Below are 16744 nucleotides of genomic sequence, written 5' to 3' on the forward strand. Positions count from 1 at the left end.
TCAACTAATTTCCACTAAAGGGCATACAGCAGGGAAGTTTAAGATATCGGGCTGTATCTGGCAGCATAAATATGTTTTAGGAGTTTTGTTCTCTTTCGTGAATTGAATCAAGGGGATTTTTATCTAACTTAGGGTATACTTTCTATCTTATACTTTAGAATTAGTCCTTGATCTTTATGCACTTCAAAGAAGCGATTGAGGTTTGCAGCTCGCCTACGGGGGAAAATCAAAAACCTATAGCAATCCGATTTGATTCGGTGAATTACTAGTAGAGACCGGGGACTGGGGACTGGGGAAGGTGGGGCCCCCTCTGGGGATAAGGGGTAATGGGGACTCTTAAGAAGGAATAAAGGTGTACCTAGCTCCCTTAAAAATCAAATATGAGTCCTATAGTAGACAAACTGCATAAAAAGACTGCACGATTTTTGGTGAACAACTTTGATGTGATTTTACTACCAACCTTTGAAACATCTCAGATGTCTTTAAAGGCTAAACGACGAATTCATTCAAAATCAGTTAGGCAGATGTTGACACTTTCTCACTACAAGGTCAAACAATTGCTCAAACATAAAGCTTTTGAGAACAGCAAGGTGGTAATTGATGTTAACGAAGCTTATACATCAAAAACAATTAGTTGGACTGGTGAGATTGTAACCAACCTTGGTGGTGCTAAAGTTATCAAATCTAAACTAACTAGTACCGCAAGGCGGAAGTCAAAAGTCAAAAGTCAAAAGTCAAAAGTATTATGGAATGGGCTTTTTAGGGATTTTAAATGGTTGCTCTATTTACGCCGTGACGTACTAGGCAGTCAATGAACCAGGATCTAAACGGGGTGCAAGGGATTTTCCTTCTCCTGACAGACACGCTATGCGAACGTGCAGTGGTTGATACGCCCTTGAAAAAGTGTATTTGTTAATGAATGTTAGCAAAAAAGTATCGGGAAACTTTATATACATACAACAAATTTAAAAGCTTGATAGTTGATGCAATTGCTTTCATTGCAAGCCATATAGCCACCAATTTTTTAACACTCGATAACTAAAGTTATTGGCTATCTCCCAAAGAAAGAGGGTATTTCTTCTTTGTCCTTTGCTCTTCTGATTTTTTGCTCAAAGACCTATAACATACTTTTGCCACTCTGTATGCAGTCCACTTTTAAGATGTTTGCTGACCTCGAAATAGAGACTGCTATAAGGTTGGCGCGGAGGATGACGCAAAGGCATGTGAGCTTCGTGGGGAGTCCGACTGCCTTTTTTGACATTGCAACGGACACAAGCAGTAACAATATTCTCCCAAGTATCGCCTCCGCCGCGCGATCGCGGTATTACATGGTCTAGTGTCAACTCATCCCCTGTGTAACCACAGTATTGACAGGCATGACCATCACGGTGCAATATATTTCGGCGAGTTAGAGGGATTTCTTTATAAGGAACGCGTACATAATGACGCAACCGGATCACGGTCGGCAACGGGAAATCCGTGTACAGAAATTTACCGTTGTGTTCGACGCGTTCTGCTTTGCCCTTGATTAAAAGAACTACAGCACGACGCCAACTCGTTATATTGAGAGGTTCGTAAGAGGCGTTTAAGACTAAAACCTTCCCCATTATTTGCGCTCAGGGTATGAGTTTTACAATATATTAACACAAATACACCCTGCTAGGGAGATGAGAAGAAATTATACTTGGGAGAGAATTTGGAAATTGAGTTAGGAGTTAGGAGTTAGGAGTGAGGAGTTTGGAGTTTGGAGTTTGAAAGTCAAATTTATAATTTTAATAAAATACTTACGTAGACTGACGCAATCGCGCAGCGTCTCGTAGAGAAGAATGGAGTGAAAAGTTGAGCCGTAAGATTTACTTCCAACTTCTAACTCTTAACTCCTAACTCCTAACTTCTACTCCTCACTCATAACTCTTAACTTTTACTTTAGCGCCCCAACATCTTGTATCAGTTCCAATCTGAAGGTTAAACTTCCTATTTAATCTGATCTCGCTTTTAGGAGCGTGTATAGATAGATAACTTGAAAGTTTAGCCGTGGCGGGATAGGAGGCAGTACAAATGTTAAGTCGCAAACAAATCCCTGGTGTAGTTCCTAATCAGCAGTGTGATACCTACGCGTGGTTTTCGCAACGAGCTTGGGTTGAAATTGATTTAGAAGCGTTGTCGTACAATATAAAGCAATTGGTGCAGTTTTTATCGCCGCATACCCAGTTGATGGCTATAGTAAAAGCTGATGCCTATGGACATGGAGCGGTAACAGTCGCTCAAATTGCCATCCAATCGGGAGCTAGTTGGCTGGGAGTGGCTACAGTTCCAGAAGCTATTCAATTGCGAGAAGGCGGGATTCAAGCGCCCATTTTGATTTTAGGGGCAACTCATACACTAGAGCAGATTCATGCGATCGCCCAATGGAAATTTCAGCCCACACTCTGTAGTCCTAAACAAGCTTTAGTATTTTCTGATACTCTGGAATCGATGAATCATGATTCTCCAGTACCCGTACACATTAAATTAGACACGGGAATGTCGAGGTTGGGAACTAATTGGCAGCAAGCTGGCGAATTTGTGCAATTAGTGCAGCGATTACCACATCTTGACATTGCCAGTATTTATTCTCATTTGGCGACAGCAGACGATCCCGATACCACGGCAATGGAAGAACAGCATAAACGATTTGAGGATGCGATCGCTCAAATCAAAGCAATGGGAATTCAAGTACCTTGCTTGCACTTGGCAAACTCAGCTGCTGCACTCACAAATCCGGCATTGCACTACGACATGGTGCGTGTAGGTTTAGCTGTTTACGGACTTTATCCAGCACCGCATTTACAAAATGCGATCAATCTCAAGCCTGTTTTGCAACTTAAAGCACGAGTCACGCAAGTTAAAACAATTGCCGCAGGAACAGCTGTTAGCTACGGCCATCAATTTATTGCCTCGCGCGAACTGCGCCTTGCCGTCGTGGGAATTGGCTATGCTGACGGTGTTCCTCGCAGTCTTTCCAACAAAATGCAGGTGTTAATTCGCGGTCAGCGGGTGTCGCAAATCGGGACAATTACAATGGATCAGTTGATGCTGGATGTGAGTGCTATACCCGATATCCAAGAAGGGGAAGTAGTCACCTTGCTAGGGGAACAGGGAAAAGAAGAAATTTCAGCTGACGATTGGGCAAAACAATTAAACACTATTTCCTGGGAAATTCTCTGTGGATTCAAGCATCGTCTGCCTCGTGTTGCAGTCATGTAATTAGGCATGGGGCATGGGGCATTGGGGATTAATTATTCTTCCCTGCTCCCCTGCCTCCCTTGCTCCCCTGCTCCCTCATCCCCCTTATTCCCCTCATCCCCCACTCCCCATTCCCTATTCCCAAAAATAATTTCTTATGGTATGATGATAAATTGATGCGGATATGGCGAAATTGGCAGACGCGCTAGATTTAGGTTCTAGTTCCGAAAGGAGTGAAGGTTCAAGTCCTTTTATCCGCATTTTTAACTTTGCGATCGCTCAGTTATTGCGTGAAATCAAACCTAAAGACAATCGTCTTTGGTGGTAATTACTCTGATCGCTCCTCTCCTCCTGCTCTTTTCTATTTAGAGGAAATTTCAGGCTGTGTCTGGGGTTCGTCATTTGGTGCAGCACTCACTATGAGCGCTGGTTTGCTTTCAGGCAGGCAAGCGATCGCAGTAGTCACAATCAAGCAACAACGTTATACCCATGTATGAGTTACAAGAGTTAACATCAGAAGCGATGTCGAAGCGAGGAGAGCGGTTTTGCTAGCCTACGCCGTTTAAGCAACCCAGGTAATGCTGTTTATGACTTTGAGGATGAAAGCAAAACAGGCAAAGAAATTTGAGAGTCGCAGCTTCGCAACTTCCTTGTGCTGTAATGGCTTAATAGATTCGTATGAGCCAGTTTTGTCAACGATTGCAAGGGACTTTAAACGAAGCCAAAGTTGCCAGTCTGTACTCAGGAGAAGACAATCGGCTTACCCTCAGCTTTCGCCGCAGCCTTGGTGTATGCAACACCATCAACCTTGAGTCCTTGGGAGTCGAGAAGTGTTATTGTCCCTCCCTTGTTCGACAATTGTGCTCCGCTTCCACTGAGTCGGAAGACGGTTGCTTCTCCTGGCTTGATCGAGCCAGAAATCGTATCAGCCTTGTCCTGTTGGTCGAGAATCTTCCAGTTAGCTAAGTCTAAAGTTTGGTCAGAAGTGTTAAGAATCGTCACGGATTCGTGGCCGGGGTCATCGTTATGAGGATTTACCATCGCGGCAATGATGCGTGCGAGGCGATACGGCGAATCCGATGGAACTACGGGCCAGGGATCGATATTTCCGGTGTCTGGGATTGGGACTACAGGAACCGCCGGAGCATCATCAATTGGTGTAGCATCTTTCTCATCAGTGTGCCAGACTTGATTCTGGAATTTCAGAAAGAGCGCTGATGCTTTGCCCGATTTAGGAAAGTCGATAATGAGAGCGCCATCACGGTAAGTGCCGTTCCCATCGCCAGCACCACCCTGATTCATATGAATCAGGTGGACTCCGTTACCAGGGAGAAAGTCAAAGTACTCGTCTTTCTTTTTTTCTTCAGGACCCCACCGCTCACCGAATGCGTACACGACGGCACCGTCCTCGTTGATCGCACGCTGGAGGAGATCCTCTACCTGCTCGAAGAGGTCGTTGTTCGGACCTGGTGCAAGATGCACGATCGGTTTCATGTCCGTTGCACGAAAGATGTTACTGCGGATATAGTCGATTGCGGCATCATCCTTTACACCATCTTTCAGGTTATTCCAACCTTCGGGTAGTTCACGCGCACGGTCAACAATCGGATGCTTAATGTCATGGATGATTAAATATTCGATCAGCCTCTTCTGAACAGGACCACGACTTGATCGCACGTTGATTGCAATGCGAAAACTCACTCCTTCGATATTCATTAAGAGTTCCGAGTGAGGATCATCGTCGTTATCTCGCTTGTATTGGACGGCTGTTCCTTTCAAGACACCATAGTTCTTCACAGGTTACTCCTTATAAATGCTTGGTTTCTATCGCTGGCGGTTCTTATAACTGGTTATGGTATTGAGCAAAGATGTACAACTTTCACGTCGCGCATCTCGGCTCAATACTCATTACGGTAGTCATGTTTGATCATTTTGTCTCCTTTCAACTTACTTTACTGTTCAGCAGTACTGATGATAGTTGATTTATCAGGAAGTTATTGGGGACTTATGCAAGATCATTTCAAATAACTGCGACCGAGCAAGAAGGGGAAACAGCACTGGCTCCCAAAAGTGTTGCTATCGCTGGGCTTGACCACTACTGGTAAGAAACTCTAGCAAGGAATTTCTTACTTTAGGCTTGATTCAAGCATTTTTAGCATCTGCTGTAAAGTGCGATCGCGTAGCGTGCCGTAGGCAATCGCACTCACACCCCATTACAACAATGTGATGCCTGACGGCAAGGCTACGCCAACACTCTTTTTCTCTAAGAATACCTCTTAATGAGTGCGGTCGCCATCTACACCAATTTCATTAATTAATTTTTTTGCATATTTGTAGCAATGCACTGCTATTCGCTGAAATTCAAGTTGATACATAACATCATTCTTTTGTACAGTGCGTAAGTCCTAATCTATCCATGCACTTGCATCTCTAGGCGGGAATTGCAATTGAATCCTCTGTAAACAGAAACACTCTGTCAAACCGCACTTCCTTTTCAAACCAATCGCGTATAGCTTCGGCATCTAGTTTGGCATAGTTTAGGTGCTGAAGATTGTTGTACTGGTTAATGCCGATCGCGATCCATTAGTCCAATTTTTAGCCATTTCTGCGATCGTGCATTTTGGACAACCAGAAAAATTAACCTGGAGACGCCGATTAATTTCACACCTTTTCCTGGTACGGTTACTAACCGTTCTGAATTATGTTTTATTTTTGTCAAAAAAATCAGTATTATCCCTGTAGTCACAACCGGCTATTTAATGAAAAGTAGCTTCATATAGTTCTTACTTATTTAAAAACTAGATTTTACTTAAGTGTAAATACAGAAGTTCAAATATATTACTATCAACAAAATCAGTATTATTCCTGTGGTCAGAATGGGGTTACTCAATGGAAAGTGGCTTCATCTAGTCTTGACATTCTTATGTCTTATTTCTCGAAAGATGTTGAGAAATCTCAGTAACACTAAGTAGATTAATCACAATTTACGAATTTACTAAGATTTACTCATCTGAAAATAGGCTACTTTCGTTGAGTTTCACCACAAACCTAAATATAAAATGATGTACTTTAAAATACAAAATTTTAATGCTTTCTACTTGATTTTAATTGTGGAATAACTTTACACGAATTTAGCTTACACGTATCGAATTTTAGCTGAAGTAAAAGCAAAATGAGCACAACTCCTATAGGTAGCTACAGGTTGTTCCAGAAACTACATCCGCTATCTCTGTTGGCACAATTAACTAGTCGGCGTGCTACGGGTTGCTTAAGCGTATTTACCGGGATAGTTTCTTGGTCAATCTATCTAGAGGACGGTAAACTTACTTATGCCTCCTATTCAGATAAACTATTTGAGCGCCTTGACAGTCACTTACGGCGCTTGAGTCAGCAAATTCCTGCTCTCAACAGCGCTACTCGTGTACAGATGCGGCTGATGTTTGAGACGAAGAATGAACATCAATCAATACCAAATGCGGATTACCAAGCTATTTGTTGGTTAGTAAATCAGGAATATATTACCTCTGTACAAGCAGGAAACCTGATAGATGAATTGGCAAAAGAAGTAATGGAATCATTTTTGTGTTTAAAAGAAGGTAGCTATGAATTCAGTCCAGAAAGCTCTTTGGATGAATTACCAAAGTTCTGTCAGCTGGATTTACGGTTACTTGTTGAACACTGTCAAAAGCAGTTACGAAATCGGCAAAATATTCAGTCATCAATTCCGGCTGGTGGGAGTTCCCAAGTTTTTTCTGCAACACAATCGTCTCAAGTTCAGTCACATCTGCAAATAAAACTTGGGCAAAACTTGCCAATACCAATCAATTTTGATATTCCTGAAAATAATAAAACTACTCAGTCACCTGTTGGCAAAAAACTATATACAATTGCCTGCATTGATGATAGCCAAACTGTTTTGAATTCCATCAAGCACTTTTTGGATGAAAATACATTTTCAGTTGTGATGATTAACGATCCGGTAAAAGCTTTAATGCAAATTCTACGGAGTAAGCCCGATCTGATTTTACTAGATGTTGAAATGCCAAGTTTAGATGGCTATGAACTATGTTCCTTATTACGCAAACATTCAGCTTTTAAAAATACACCGATTGTTATGGTGACTGGTAGAACAGGATTTATCGACAGAGCAAAGGCTAAAATGGTCAGATCGTCAGGATATTTGACCAAGCCTTTTACACAATCAGAATTGCTGAAAATGGTTTTTAAGCATCTTGGTTGATTGAAATAAGGCAAATAAAAATAACAAAATATGTTTAATTTATCTTTTTAGGAGATTTAATAGTGAGCCTAACTTTGCTTGGTACAATTTTGATTGTAGAAGATTCTCCCAGCGAATTGGAATTAATGAGCCATTATCTCAAAGAGAGTGGTTACAACGTAATTAAAGCAAGTGGTGCAAAAGAAGGTTTAGAAAAAGCTGTGTTAGAAAAACCAGATGCGATCGTTACTGATGTAGTCATGCCAGAAATGAGTGGATTTGAATTGTGTCGTTCTTTGAGAAGAAATCCGATTACTGCAAAAGTGCCGATTGTAGTTTGTAGTTCCAAAAATCAAGAAATTGACCGTTTGTGGGCGATGAGACAAGGTGCAGATGCCTATATAACTAAACCTTACACCCGCGAACATCTGCTACGTACTATTAAATCAGTGGTAATTTGAATCAATGACTAGTACAAACATTACTCTTTCTTCAAAACCAATCCCCAATAATTTAGCAGATGGTTATCTGAAGTTTCAGCTAAATCAACAAACAACTGCTGTTTTATCAATGAGGCATACGCAAGAAGCAATTATTGTGCCTATTGAATCTATTACGTCAATGCCCAATATGCCGTCTTGCATATTAGGATTAATGAATTGGCGGAGTCGGATAATTTGGGTAGTTGATTTACCAAGAATGCTCAATTTAGAATCACTAGATTATCGACTGCGACAGTACAATGTAATCATTATTCAAGTGGAATCATTAGTATTGGGCTTAGTTGTACAAGAAATAAAAGGTACAACTAAGTTCATAGTTGATGATATTCATTCTCCTATAGGACAAGTGGCATCCAGTTTAGTTCCTTATTTATGTGGGTGCGTTGTGCAACAGGAAGAAATATTACTAGTATTAGATGCACAGGCGATTGTGCAGTCTTCTATTCTCCGCAGTGATTAGGGTTTACTACTAAAAAAAGATTTTAGTGTTCTTATTCACATAACTTAGGAGAACTACTTTTATGTTTAATAAAACCAACACGAATCAAGGTAATGGCGCTCAAAATCGAGCATCGCTGATTTCATCTCAAAAAGCTATTGGAACTGTAGTAAAGCTACCAAATAAGCTGACTACTGAAACTGCTAATAATTCTTCTTGGAATCAGGGGATTGCCTATTTTACAAGGTTGGGATTGGTTAAGAAAGCGACTATTTTAGCGATCGCAATCGGTACAATACCAGTTTTGGGCATCGGTGCGATCGCTTTTGGTTTTGCCAACAAATCTATTACTAAGCAAATTACTCAATCTCAACAAGCCCAAGCCACTGACTTAAGTGATAAAGTTAACCGCTTCATGCTAGGACGCTACGGTGATATTCAGGTAATATCAAACTTGCTATTTTTGACAAGTCCCCAAGCCGGCGGCAATATCACTACTCAAGAAAAGCAAGCAGTCTTAGATCAAGTTGTCGAAGTCTACAAAGCTTATGACAGTATTGCTGTTTTCGATCGCCAAGGTAACTTGATTGTCCAGTCTACAGGTGAACTCCTGGATAACCAAAAAGACCGTACCTATTTTCAAGACGCTTTACAAAAAGATACTCCTGTCATCAGCAAACCGGAAGCAGCAAAAAATACTGGTGTTGTGAGTATTTATCTCGCCGCACCTGTAAAAGAGACAAGGACGAACCAAACTATTGGTGTAGTACAAGCACGTATACCTGTAAAATCTTTAGAGGAAATCATCAAAAACTACGTAGCCAATGGACAACAATACCATTTGCTCGATGGTTCGGGAACAGTTTTCTTGAGTCCCCAAAAGGAATTATTGGGGAAAGAGGCCAAGAGAGAGTATTCTAATTTACCTAAGCTGCTAGCAGCTAAAAAGGTAGATAGTTTTATAGAAGTTCCCAAAACTCACAAAAAACAAGAACTAGTTAGTTATGTACCAGCTAGTACCCTAGATGGCTTACCAGATTTAAACTGGCAAGTACTTTTATCTACAGACACCGCAACTGTATTTGAACCACAAAGACAATTGTTGTGGACTATAGCCATTGGTACAGCACTGACAGTATTAATTGTGGGTGCGATCGCATCTCGGTTAGCTAAACTGACTACACAGCCAATTCTCAATGCAACTGCGGCATTAGCAAAGTTAGGTCAAGGTAAATTCAATACCCGTGTGGAAATTGAAAGAGAAGACGAATTAGGGGTATTGAGTGCAAATATCAACCACATGGCTGAACAATTGCAAGTCTTAGTTAAGGAACAGCAACAAGAACTGGACGTTGAAGGGGCAAAATTATTAGCAGATATTACCCTACGAATTCGGAAAATTCTCAAAACTGAAGATATTTATCATGCAGCAGTCAAAGAAGTTCAGCGAATCCTCAAAACAGACCGGGTAATCATTTATAGTCTGAATCCAGGTACTTTGGCTGGCGTTGTCGTTGCGGAATCGGTAACTGATAATTGGCCGGAAATGCTGGGAATGGAAATTGACGACCCTTATTTTCGAGAACATTATCTAGAAAGCGATCGCGATGAACAGGTGCAAGCAGTTGCCGATATTCATCAAGACCAAAGCCTGAAAAACGCCGACGGTTACATCCAACTGTTGGAAAAATTTGCTGTCAAAGGTCATTTAATCGTACCGATTCTTGCCCAAGAAAAACTTTTAGGCTTATTAATTGCTCATCATTGCGAAACTCCTCGTGTTTGGCAACAGCCGGAAATTGACTTGTTTCAACAGATAGCAACTCAAGTCGGCTATGCTTTAGAACAAGCCAAATTATTAGAAGAGATAGAAAAAGTCAGAAATGTAACTGTAAGTGGGTCAGACGAAACACTGCAACAACAACTTTTACAACTACTCAACGAGGTAGAAGGTGCAGCTAGAGGCGACTTGACAGTGCGTGCAGACGTAACCGCTGGGGAAATCGGTACTGTTGCCGACTTCTTCAACTCCATTGTCGAAAGCCTCCGGGATATTGTTACCCAAGTTAAACAAGCTGCCATCCATGTGAATAGTGCCATTGGCTCTAACGAAGGAGCTATCCGCCACTTAGCAGAGGAAGCACTCACCCAAGCTGCCGAAATCAACCGCACCCTTGATGCTGTTGACCAAATGACCCAATCGATGCAAGCCGTAGCCGAAAGTGCCGAAAAAGCTGCCTTCATTGCTAACCATGCTGCTCACACCGCCACCAATAGCGGACAGGCGATGGATTTGACAGTACAAAATATCCTCTCTTTGCGGGAAACTGTGGGTGAAACTGCTAAGAAAGTGAAACGTTTGGGAGAATCTTCGCAACAAATTTCTCGCGTGGTGTCCTTGATTAACCAAATCGCTATTCAAACCAACTTACTAGCCATCAACGCCGGTATCGAAGCAGCACGTGCGGGTGAAGAAGGTCAAGGTTTTGCCGTAGTGGCTGAAGAAGTCGGCGAACTAGCAGTTAGGAGTGCCGCAGCAACCCAAGAAATTGAGCAAATTGTTGAAAATATCCAACGAGAAACCAGTGAAGTGGTGCAGGCGATGGAAATAGGCACTACCCAAGTGGTAGAAGGGACTCGAATTGTAGAGGAGGCGAAACAAAGTCTGAGTGAAATTTTAGATGTATCGTGTCAAATTGACTCTTTAGTGCAATCGATTTCTACTGCAACAGCATCTCAGGTGGAAACATCGCAAAGTGTTAGCCAATTGATGAAAGATATCGCTGCTATATCACAACGCACCAGCGATTCTTCTCACCAAGTTTCCGAATCTTTACAACAAACTGTAGACATTTCCCAACAGTTGCAAGAGACTGTTGAGGCTTTTAAAGTTAGTTAAGTTTGTCATTTGTCATTTGTCATTTGTCATTAGTCATTAGTCATTTGTCTAAAACTAATGCCCAATGTCCAATGCTCAATGCCCAATGCCCAATGCCCAACGATTATTAACAAAAACCATGCTACAAGACAAAGAATTAGAAATCCAGATGCAGTTTCTGGAAGAAGCAACAGATTACTTAAATACTTTAGAAGGGGTATTGCTGGAAATCGATACTAGTAATCGTATCGATTTAGATAAAATCAATGCTGCACTGCGGGCCACTCATTCTATTAAAGGTGGCGCGGGGATGATGGGATTTAAATCGCTCAGTGATTTATCTCACCGTCTGGAAGATTCCTTTAAAGTTTTAAAAACTAAAAAAAATTCTTTAGAAATTGATACTCAGTTACAAAGTTTATTGCTATCTGGAGTTGACTGGCTGCGTCAAATTGTAGAATTGCTTGCAGAAGGGAATGTTGTCGAAGATCAGTGGTTAGCAACTTTTTGTTATCCCATCTTTGATGAGTTGCACGATCGCTTGGGCGACCCCACCCCTGAAGATGCCTCAACTATGCTATCCCCAGAGGATGGGCAAAACGTTATCCCTTTGCTATTTGCCACAGAAGTAGAAGAGTGTTTGCAGCGTCTAGAATCTATATTGGCAGATAGCGAACAAGCCGGATTGCATGAAGAAATTGCGATCCTGGCAGCGGAATTAGGCGGTTTAGGAGAAATGCTCCAGTTGCCAGCTTTTAGCAAGCTTTGTGAGTCGGTAACGCAGCATTTGGAAACTGTCAGTAGTAATCGCATTCCTGAAATTGCTCAATTAGCATTGCAAGCATGGCGGCGATCGCAAGCTTTGGTACTGACGAATCAGCTAGATAACTTGCCTACAGAAATTAATTTGGGTAGTTATATGCAATCCCAATTAATATTACCAGCAGAAGTAATACCACAGCTTCTCCCCACAGATGTCCTCGACACAGAAGTAGTGTCAACAGCTGTTTGGCAAGCAGAGATCCCTCCAGAAGCTTGGACTAAAGATGAAGCGTTGGCGCAGCCCACCGTAGGTATCGCAGCCAATTTTACATTTGTAGATGCAGAATTTGCCGACGATGTAAAGGCTGTCAATGTCACTGAACACAATACAATATTTGCGAAAGAAGACAATCCTCCAGATGCTAAATTTAGCGAAGGCAAAGGAGAGCCAGTTGCTATTGGTAAAGAACGAGAAATTCATGAAAATAGCGTCCGAGTTTCCAGCAAACAGCTAGAGCAAATTAATGATTTATTTGGCGAACTGATTGTTCAGCGCAATGGCTTAAACTCGCAATTAGAAAGATTACGCAAACTCGTTCGTAATCTCAACCAGCGAGTCCAAGTTCTCGACCGCGAAAACCAGGAATTACGTATAGTCTCCGATAAAATTTCTACTCAAGCTACCATGTCGAATGGGGCGCAACTACAAGCTGAAAATGGACGACAAGTACAAGGTACAAACACAGAATTTGATGCCTTAGAAATGGATCGCTATAACGAATTAAACCTGCGATCGCAGGAAGTTATGGAAACCATTGTTCAAGTGCAGGAAGTTACAACAGATGTGCAACTCAGTATAGATGATACAGACCATATTGCTCGGAAACTAAACAAAACATCGAAACAGTTACAAACCAAACTAAATCACATCAGAATGCGGCCGCTGTCTGATTTAGTCGAACGTTTTCCGAGAGCTTTACGCGATTTAAATGTCGAGCATGGGAAAAATGTGCAGTTAAAAATTGAAGGTGGCAACACTTTAATTGAACGCAGCATTTTAGAAGCTTTAAACGAACCTTTAATGCATCTATTAAGGAACGCTTTCGATCATGGGATCGAAGACTCTACCACGCGTCGCCTTTTGGGTAAACCAGAACAAGGATTAATTGAAATTACAGCTACTCACCGCAGTAATCGCACTCTCATCACCATCCGTGATGATGGTTGGGGCATTTCTGTAGAGAAAATTCGCACCCGCGCCCTAGCTATGGGACTGGATGTTTCTTTACTCGCTAATGCTAGTGATGAAGAACTATTATCACTAATTTTTGAACCAGGTTTTACTACCTCCGAGCAAGTCACAGCATTATCTGGTCGCGGTGTCGGTATGGATGTGGTTCGCAACAACCTCAAACTGATTCGAGGAGATGTGAAAGTTGATACGGAACCAGGAGTTGGTACTACCTTTACCCTCTCAGTACCCTTTACACTTTCCGTTGCCCGAGTTCTGCTGGTAGAAATCAATAAAATTCTATTAGCATTTCCCACAGATGTGATTTCAGAAATATCTTTACTCGAAGACGAGCGAGTTTTTGAAATGGCTGGTAGCGAAGTTTTAAATTGGCAAGGAACCATGCTGCCACTAATTCGCCTAACTCGTTATTTAGAGTTTAATTGCCTACGCTACGATAGCCCAGAGTTGGAAATTCCGGCAGCTATTAGTACTAACAGCGTGTTAGTAGTCAAAGGTAATAATCAGCCAGTCGCAATCCAAATAGATCGTTGCTGGGGCGAACAAGAAGTTGCGATTCGCCAAGTCGAGGGAAATATACCTTTACCTGAAGGCTTCAGCAACTGCACAATTCTCGGTGATGGTCGAGTAGTGCCACTAGTTAATGTCAATGAATTACTGTATTGGATTGCTACAAATCAGCGGACTCCTAGAGGCACTCAATTACCGTCAGCAAGGTTAAAAACACCGTTCTTGATTTTTGATGAAGAGAAAATATCAGCAGCATCTATTAAGCAGAAAGGCACAATTTTAATCGTAGATGATTCAATTAATGTCCGCCGCTTTTTAGCCCTGACCCTTGAAAAAGGAGGGTATCAAGTAGAGCAAGCTAAAGATGGTCAAGATGCCTTAGAAAAACTCCATAGTGGATTAAAAGTTGAGGCAGTAATTTGCGATATTGAAATGCCTCGTCTTGATGGTTATGGCTTTTTAGGTAAGGTAAATTCAGATGTTGATACAAAAAATATTCCTGTGGCGATGCTGACTTCTCGTAGCAGCAATAAACATCGACAACTAGCTATGCAATTGGGGGCAAGAGCTTACTTTTCTAAACCTTATAACGAGCAAGAATTATTGCAAACGCTGGAGGAAATAATTCATCCTGTAGTAGAAAAGGCAGCATCTAATTAAAAATTGTTGACTGCTGTTAGCGCAGCGTTAGCGACGCAGGAGCGTCACCCGAAGGGCTTACGGCAGGCTACCGCAAAGGATACAAAGGACAATCAATAAAACCTCTTCACATATTCGGACACCCCGGCATGTTATCTCCAAGCAGCAATCGTGCCAGACTGGGTAAAGCTTCACCATAGGTGGGATGGATGTGAACCGATCGCTCTAACAACTGCCAGGTTGCTCCTGCTTCCATTAGGGATAAAAATACATGCACCAGTTCAGCAGTTTCGTACCCCACCAGGGTTGCTCCCAGGATTTTGTCTGTGTCGCTGTCGATCACCATACGATAAAATCCGAGGTCATGCCCCCACTCGATCGCACGCGCAATTTGGCTCATGGGTAACGTGACAGCACGCGCGTTGATGCCTTGTTTTAGAGCCTGTTCTAACGTCATACCCACTCGCCCCACCTGGGGTTCTGTGTAAACCGCATAGCCAAGGACGCGATCGCTCCGTGTGCGGTTTTCTCCACACAAAATTGCTTTTAAGCGGCGATAGTCCTCCCACGAAACGTGCGTAAAAGCAGGCTGTTTGGCAGCATCCCCAATCGCATAGACTCCAGAACAGGTAGTATGGAACTGCTGATCAATTTTGATAAACCCTCGATCGTCTAGCTCAATTTTGCTGGCGGCTGCATTTAATCGACTTGTATTTGGTTTGCGTCCAATCACAACCAGCAACGCTTCTCCCTGGAGTTGTTGGCCATTGCTCAGGGTCAGCCTAAACACATTACTCTCGTGGGCGACGTGATTCACATTGACTCCAAAGTGGAGCTTAATCCCATCCTGTTCTAATGCTTCTGCTAAGACCTTGCTGACATCAGCCTCTTCCCGATCAAGGACGCGATCGCCCCGTACAATTAAGTCAGTCTGACTGCCCAAACGCGCTAGTCCTTGTCCCAATTCCAAGCCAATATAGCCGCCTCCAATCACCAATAAACGGGCTGGTAAGGTGTTCAAGTCAAAGAAGTTGCGGTTAGTTAAGTAGGGAGTTCCTGCAAGTCCGGGAATGTCAGGAATCAGCGATGACGTGCCTGTGTTAATGATTACCAGAGGAGCTTGAAGGGTAACATCCCCACCTTTGACAGTGCGTTCACCCACAAAAGAAGCTTCGGCACAAATGACTTTGACACCCGCAGTCTCCAATCGCTGGCGAATCCCCTGATTAAAGCTGCTACGGATTCCCCGAACTCGCTCCATGACAGCAGGAAAATCCACTTCTACCTCAGTGTGGATGCCTAACTTTTTGGCTTGGTGCGATCGCCCTGCTGCATGAGCCGCTGCTAAGAAGGCTTTGGAAGGAGTACAACCATAGTTGATGCAACTGCCGCCTAAAGCATCCCGCTCAAACAAAACAACCTTACGTCCCTCATTGGCAAAATCAGCCGCCAGTGGAATGCCTCCTTGACCACTGCCGATCACAATCACATCTGCTGTTTCCATCAGTGCTAAACTCCTTGGAGATAGTTTGCTTGGGTTCTAATTAGGTGTTCTTATTCTTCAACGCTGATTCCAGTCAAACCACTCAAATTATTTGAGTTAAAATTCAACTTATCAGGTTGTGCGTGGTATTCGTGATATTCTCTGTAAAAAATTGCAAAAGGTATTGAACCGAAAAATTTCTATATCAATTCAATTTGTAGTGAATCTATGGTAACTGTGACACTGACGGCTGTTGCTACTGCGATCGCAACTACGCTTTGGACTAAAGCCCAAGAGAAAATGGGCGAAAACATTGGTGATGCTACATGGACGCTAGGTGGTAAGTTAATCGGATTACTCCGCCAAAAGAATAAATCGCCATTACTCACCAGTGCTGTTGAGGGAAATGAACCGCAACGATTAAATTATGGTCAAGCAGTGTTGGAACTGACAGCAGCAGCAGACAAAGACCCAGAAATTGCTCAAGCTGTTGTGGAAGTAGAAGCAGCAGTTAACAATGATCTGTCTGAGAATGCTAAGAAAATTAAAAAATTAGCAGATGAAATCAAGTCACAGCCCTCAGTTATTAACAAGTTTGCAAAATTAGCAGAGGAAATAAAAGCTGAGAAAGGTGCAATGGTTGCCCAACAAATCAACATTGAGCAACAGACCAATACTTACACCTGACTACAGTCGTCTCAAGGGGAGGATGGGACAAAGTTAACTCCCGATGACTGGCGTGAAATCTGCTGTGAAATACTCGCAGAACGGCGAAAGCTGACTACAAATCCTCTGACATCAACTGAAGGAGTCGCCCTGCAAGTTGATGATGTT

At 42.4% G+C, this 16744-nt stretch carries 13 protein-coding genes and 1 tRNA gene; 10 read left to right on the forward strand and 4 right to left on the reverse strand.

Going from position 1 to position 16744, the window contains the following annotated elements:
- The first annotated feature begins 380 nt into the window (after positions 1–380).
- The gene (locus RMY63_RS12445; protein WP_322728996.1) at positions 381–815 is read left to right on the forward strand and encodes a hypothetical protein; all 435 of its coding nucleotides are present in this window, start codon (positions 381–383) and stop codon (positions 813–815) included.
- Between the two features lie 294 nt (positions 816–1109).
- Here RMY63_RS12445 and RMY63_RS12450 read toward each other — a convergent pair whose 3' ends face one another.
- Complete coding sequence (locus RMY63_RS12450; protein WP_094349059.1) at positions 1110–1607, reverse strand: HNH endonuclease; 498 nt, start codon at positions 1605–1607, stop codon at positions 1110–1112.
- 451 nt (positions 1608–2058) lie between these two features.
- On the opposite strand from RMY63_RS12450, the gene alr reads away from it, so the two are divergent.
- From alr to RMY63_RS12465, 3 genes are all read left to right on the forward strand, one after another.
- Complete coding sequence (alr, locus tag RMY63_RS12455; RefSeq protein WP_322728997.1) at positions 2059–3246, forward strand: alanine racemase; 1188 nt, start codon at positions 2059–2061, stop codon at positions 3244–3246.
- A 157-nt stretch (positions 3247–3403) separates the two neighbouring features.
- Positions 3404–3485, forward strand: a tRNA-Leu gene (locus RMY63_RS12460).
- Positions 3459–3722, forward strand: coding sequence for a hypothetical protein (locus RMY63_RS12465; RefSeq protein ID WP_322728998.1), 264 nt, complete (start codon positions 3459–3461; stop codon positions 3720–3722). Before RMY63_RS12460 ends, RMY63_RS12465 begins: the two co-directional genes overlap by 27 nt.
- A 244-nt stretch (positions 3723–3966) precedes the next feature.
- Here RMY63_RS12465 and RMY63_RS12470 read toward each other — a convergent pair whose 3' ends face one another.
- Complete coding sequence (locus tag RMY63_RS12470) at positions 3967–5022, reverse strand: DUF2278 family protein (RefSeq protein WP_322728999.1); 1056 nt, start codon at positions 5020–5022, stop codon at positions 3967–3969.
- Positions 5023–5788: 766 nt separating this feature from the next.
- Positions 5789–5944 carry a hypothetical protein gene (locus tag RMY63_RS12475; protein WP_322729000.1) on the reverse strand — a complete coding sequence of 52 codons (156 nt, stop codon included), beginning with the start codon at positions 5942–5944 and terminating at the stop codon, positions 5789–5791.
- Between the two features lie 453 nt (positions 5945–6397).
- Here RMY63_RS12475 and RMY63_RS12480 point away from each other — a divergent pair, with 453 nt between their 5' ends.
- From RMY63_RS12480 to RMY63_RS12500, 5 genes are all read left to right on the forward strand, one after another.
- Positions 6398–7465, forward strand: coding sequence for a response regulator (locus RMY63_RS12480; protein WP_322729001.1), 1068 nt, complete (start codon positions 6398–6400; stop codon positions 7463–7465).
- 62 nt (positions 7466–7527) lie between these two features.
- Positions 7528–7905 (forward strand): response regulator transcription factor, encoded by a 378-nt coding sequence (locus RMY63_RS12485; protein ID WP_069071198.1) that lies wholly within the window; start codon positions 7528–7530, stop codon positions 7903–7905.
- A 4-nt stretch (positions 7906–7909) separates the two neighbouring features.
- The gene (locus RMY63_RS12490) at positions 7910–8407 is read left to right on the forward strand and encodes a chemotaxis protein CheW (protein ID WP_322729002.1); all 498 of its coding nucleotides are present in this window, start codon (positions 7910–7912) and stop codon (positions 8405–8407) included.
- Positions 8408–8468: 61 nt separating this feature from the next.
- Positions 8469–11285, forward strand: coding sequence for a methyl-accepting chemotaxis protein (locus RMY63_RS12495; RefSeq protein ID WP_322729003.1), 2817 nt, complete (start codon positions 8469–8471; stop codon positions 11283–11285).
- A 118-nt stretch (positions 11286–11403) separates the two neighbouring features.
- Entirely contained in the window at positions 11404–14448 is a 3045-nt protein-coding gene (locus RMY63_RS12500) for a hybrid sensor histidine kinase/response regulator (protein ID WP_322729093.1), read from the forward strand.
- A 106-nt stretch (positions 14449–14554) separates the two neighbouring features.
- Here the strand turns inward: RMY63_RS12500 and RMY63_RS12505 are convergent, their stop codons facing one another.
- The gene (locus tag RMY63_RS12505; protein WP_322729004.1) at positions 14555–15931 is read right to left on the reverse strand and encodes a dihydrolipoyl dehydrogenase family protein; all 1377 of its coding nucleotides are present in this window, start codon (positions 15929–15931) and stop codon (positions 14555–14557) included.
- A 207-nt stretch (positions 15932–16138) separates the two neighbouring features.
- Between RMY63_RS12505 and RMY63_RS12510 the strand changes: the two genes are divergently transcribed.
- The gene (locus RMY63_RS12510) at positions 16139–16597 is read left to right on the forward strand and encodes a hypothetical protein (protein ID WP_322729005.1); all 459 of its coding nucleotides are present in this window, start codon (positions 16139–16141) and stop codon (positions 16595–16597) included.
- Positions 16598–16744 lie beyond the last annotated feature (147 nt).

It is taken from the genome of Nostoc sp. ChiQUE01b (assembly GCF_034531255.1).
Taxonomy (GTDB): domain Bacteria; phylum Cyanobacteriota; class Cyanobacteriia; order Cyanobacteriales; family Nostocaceae; genus Nostoc.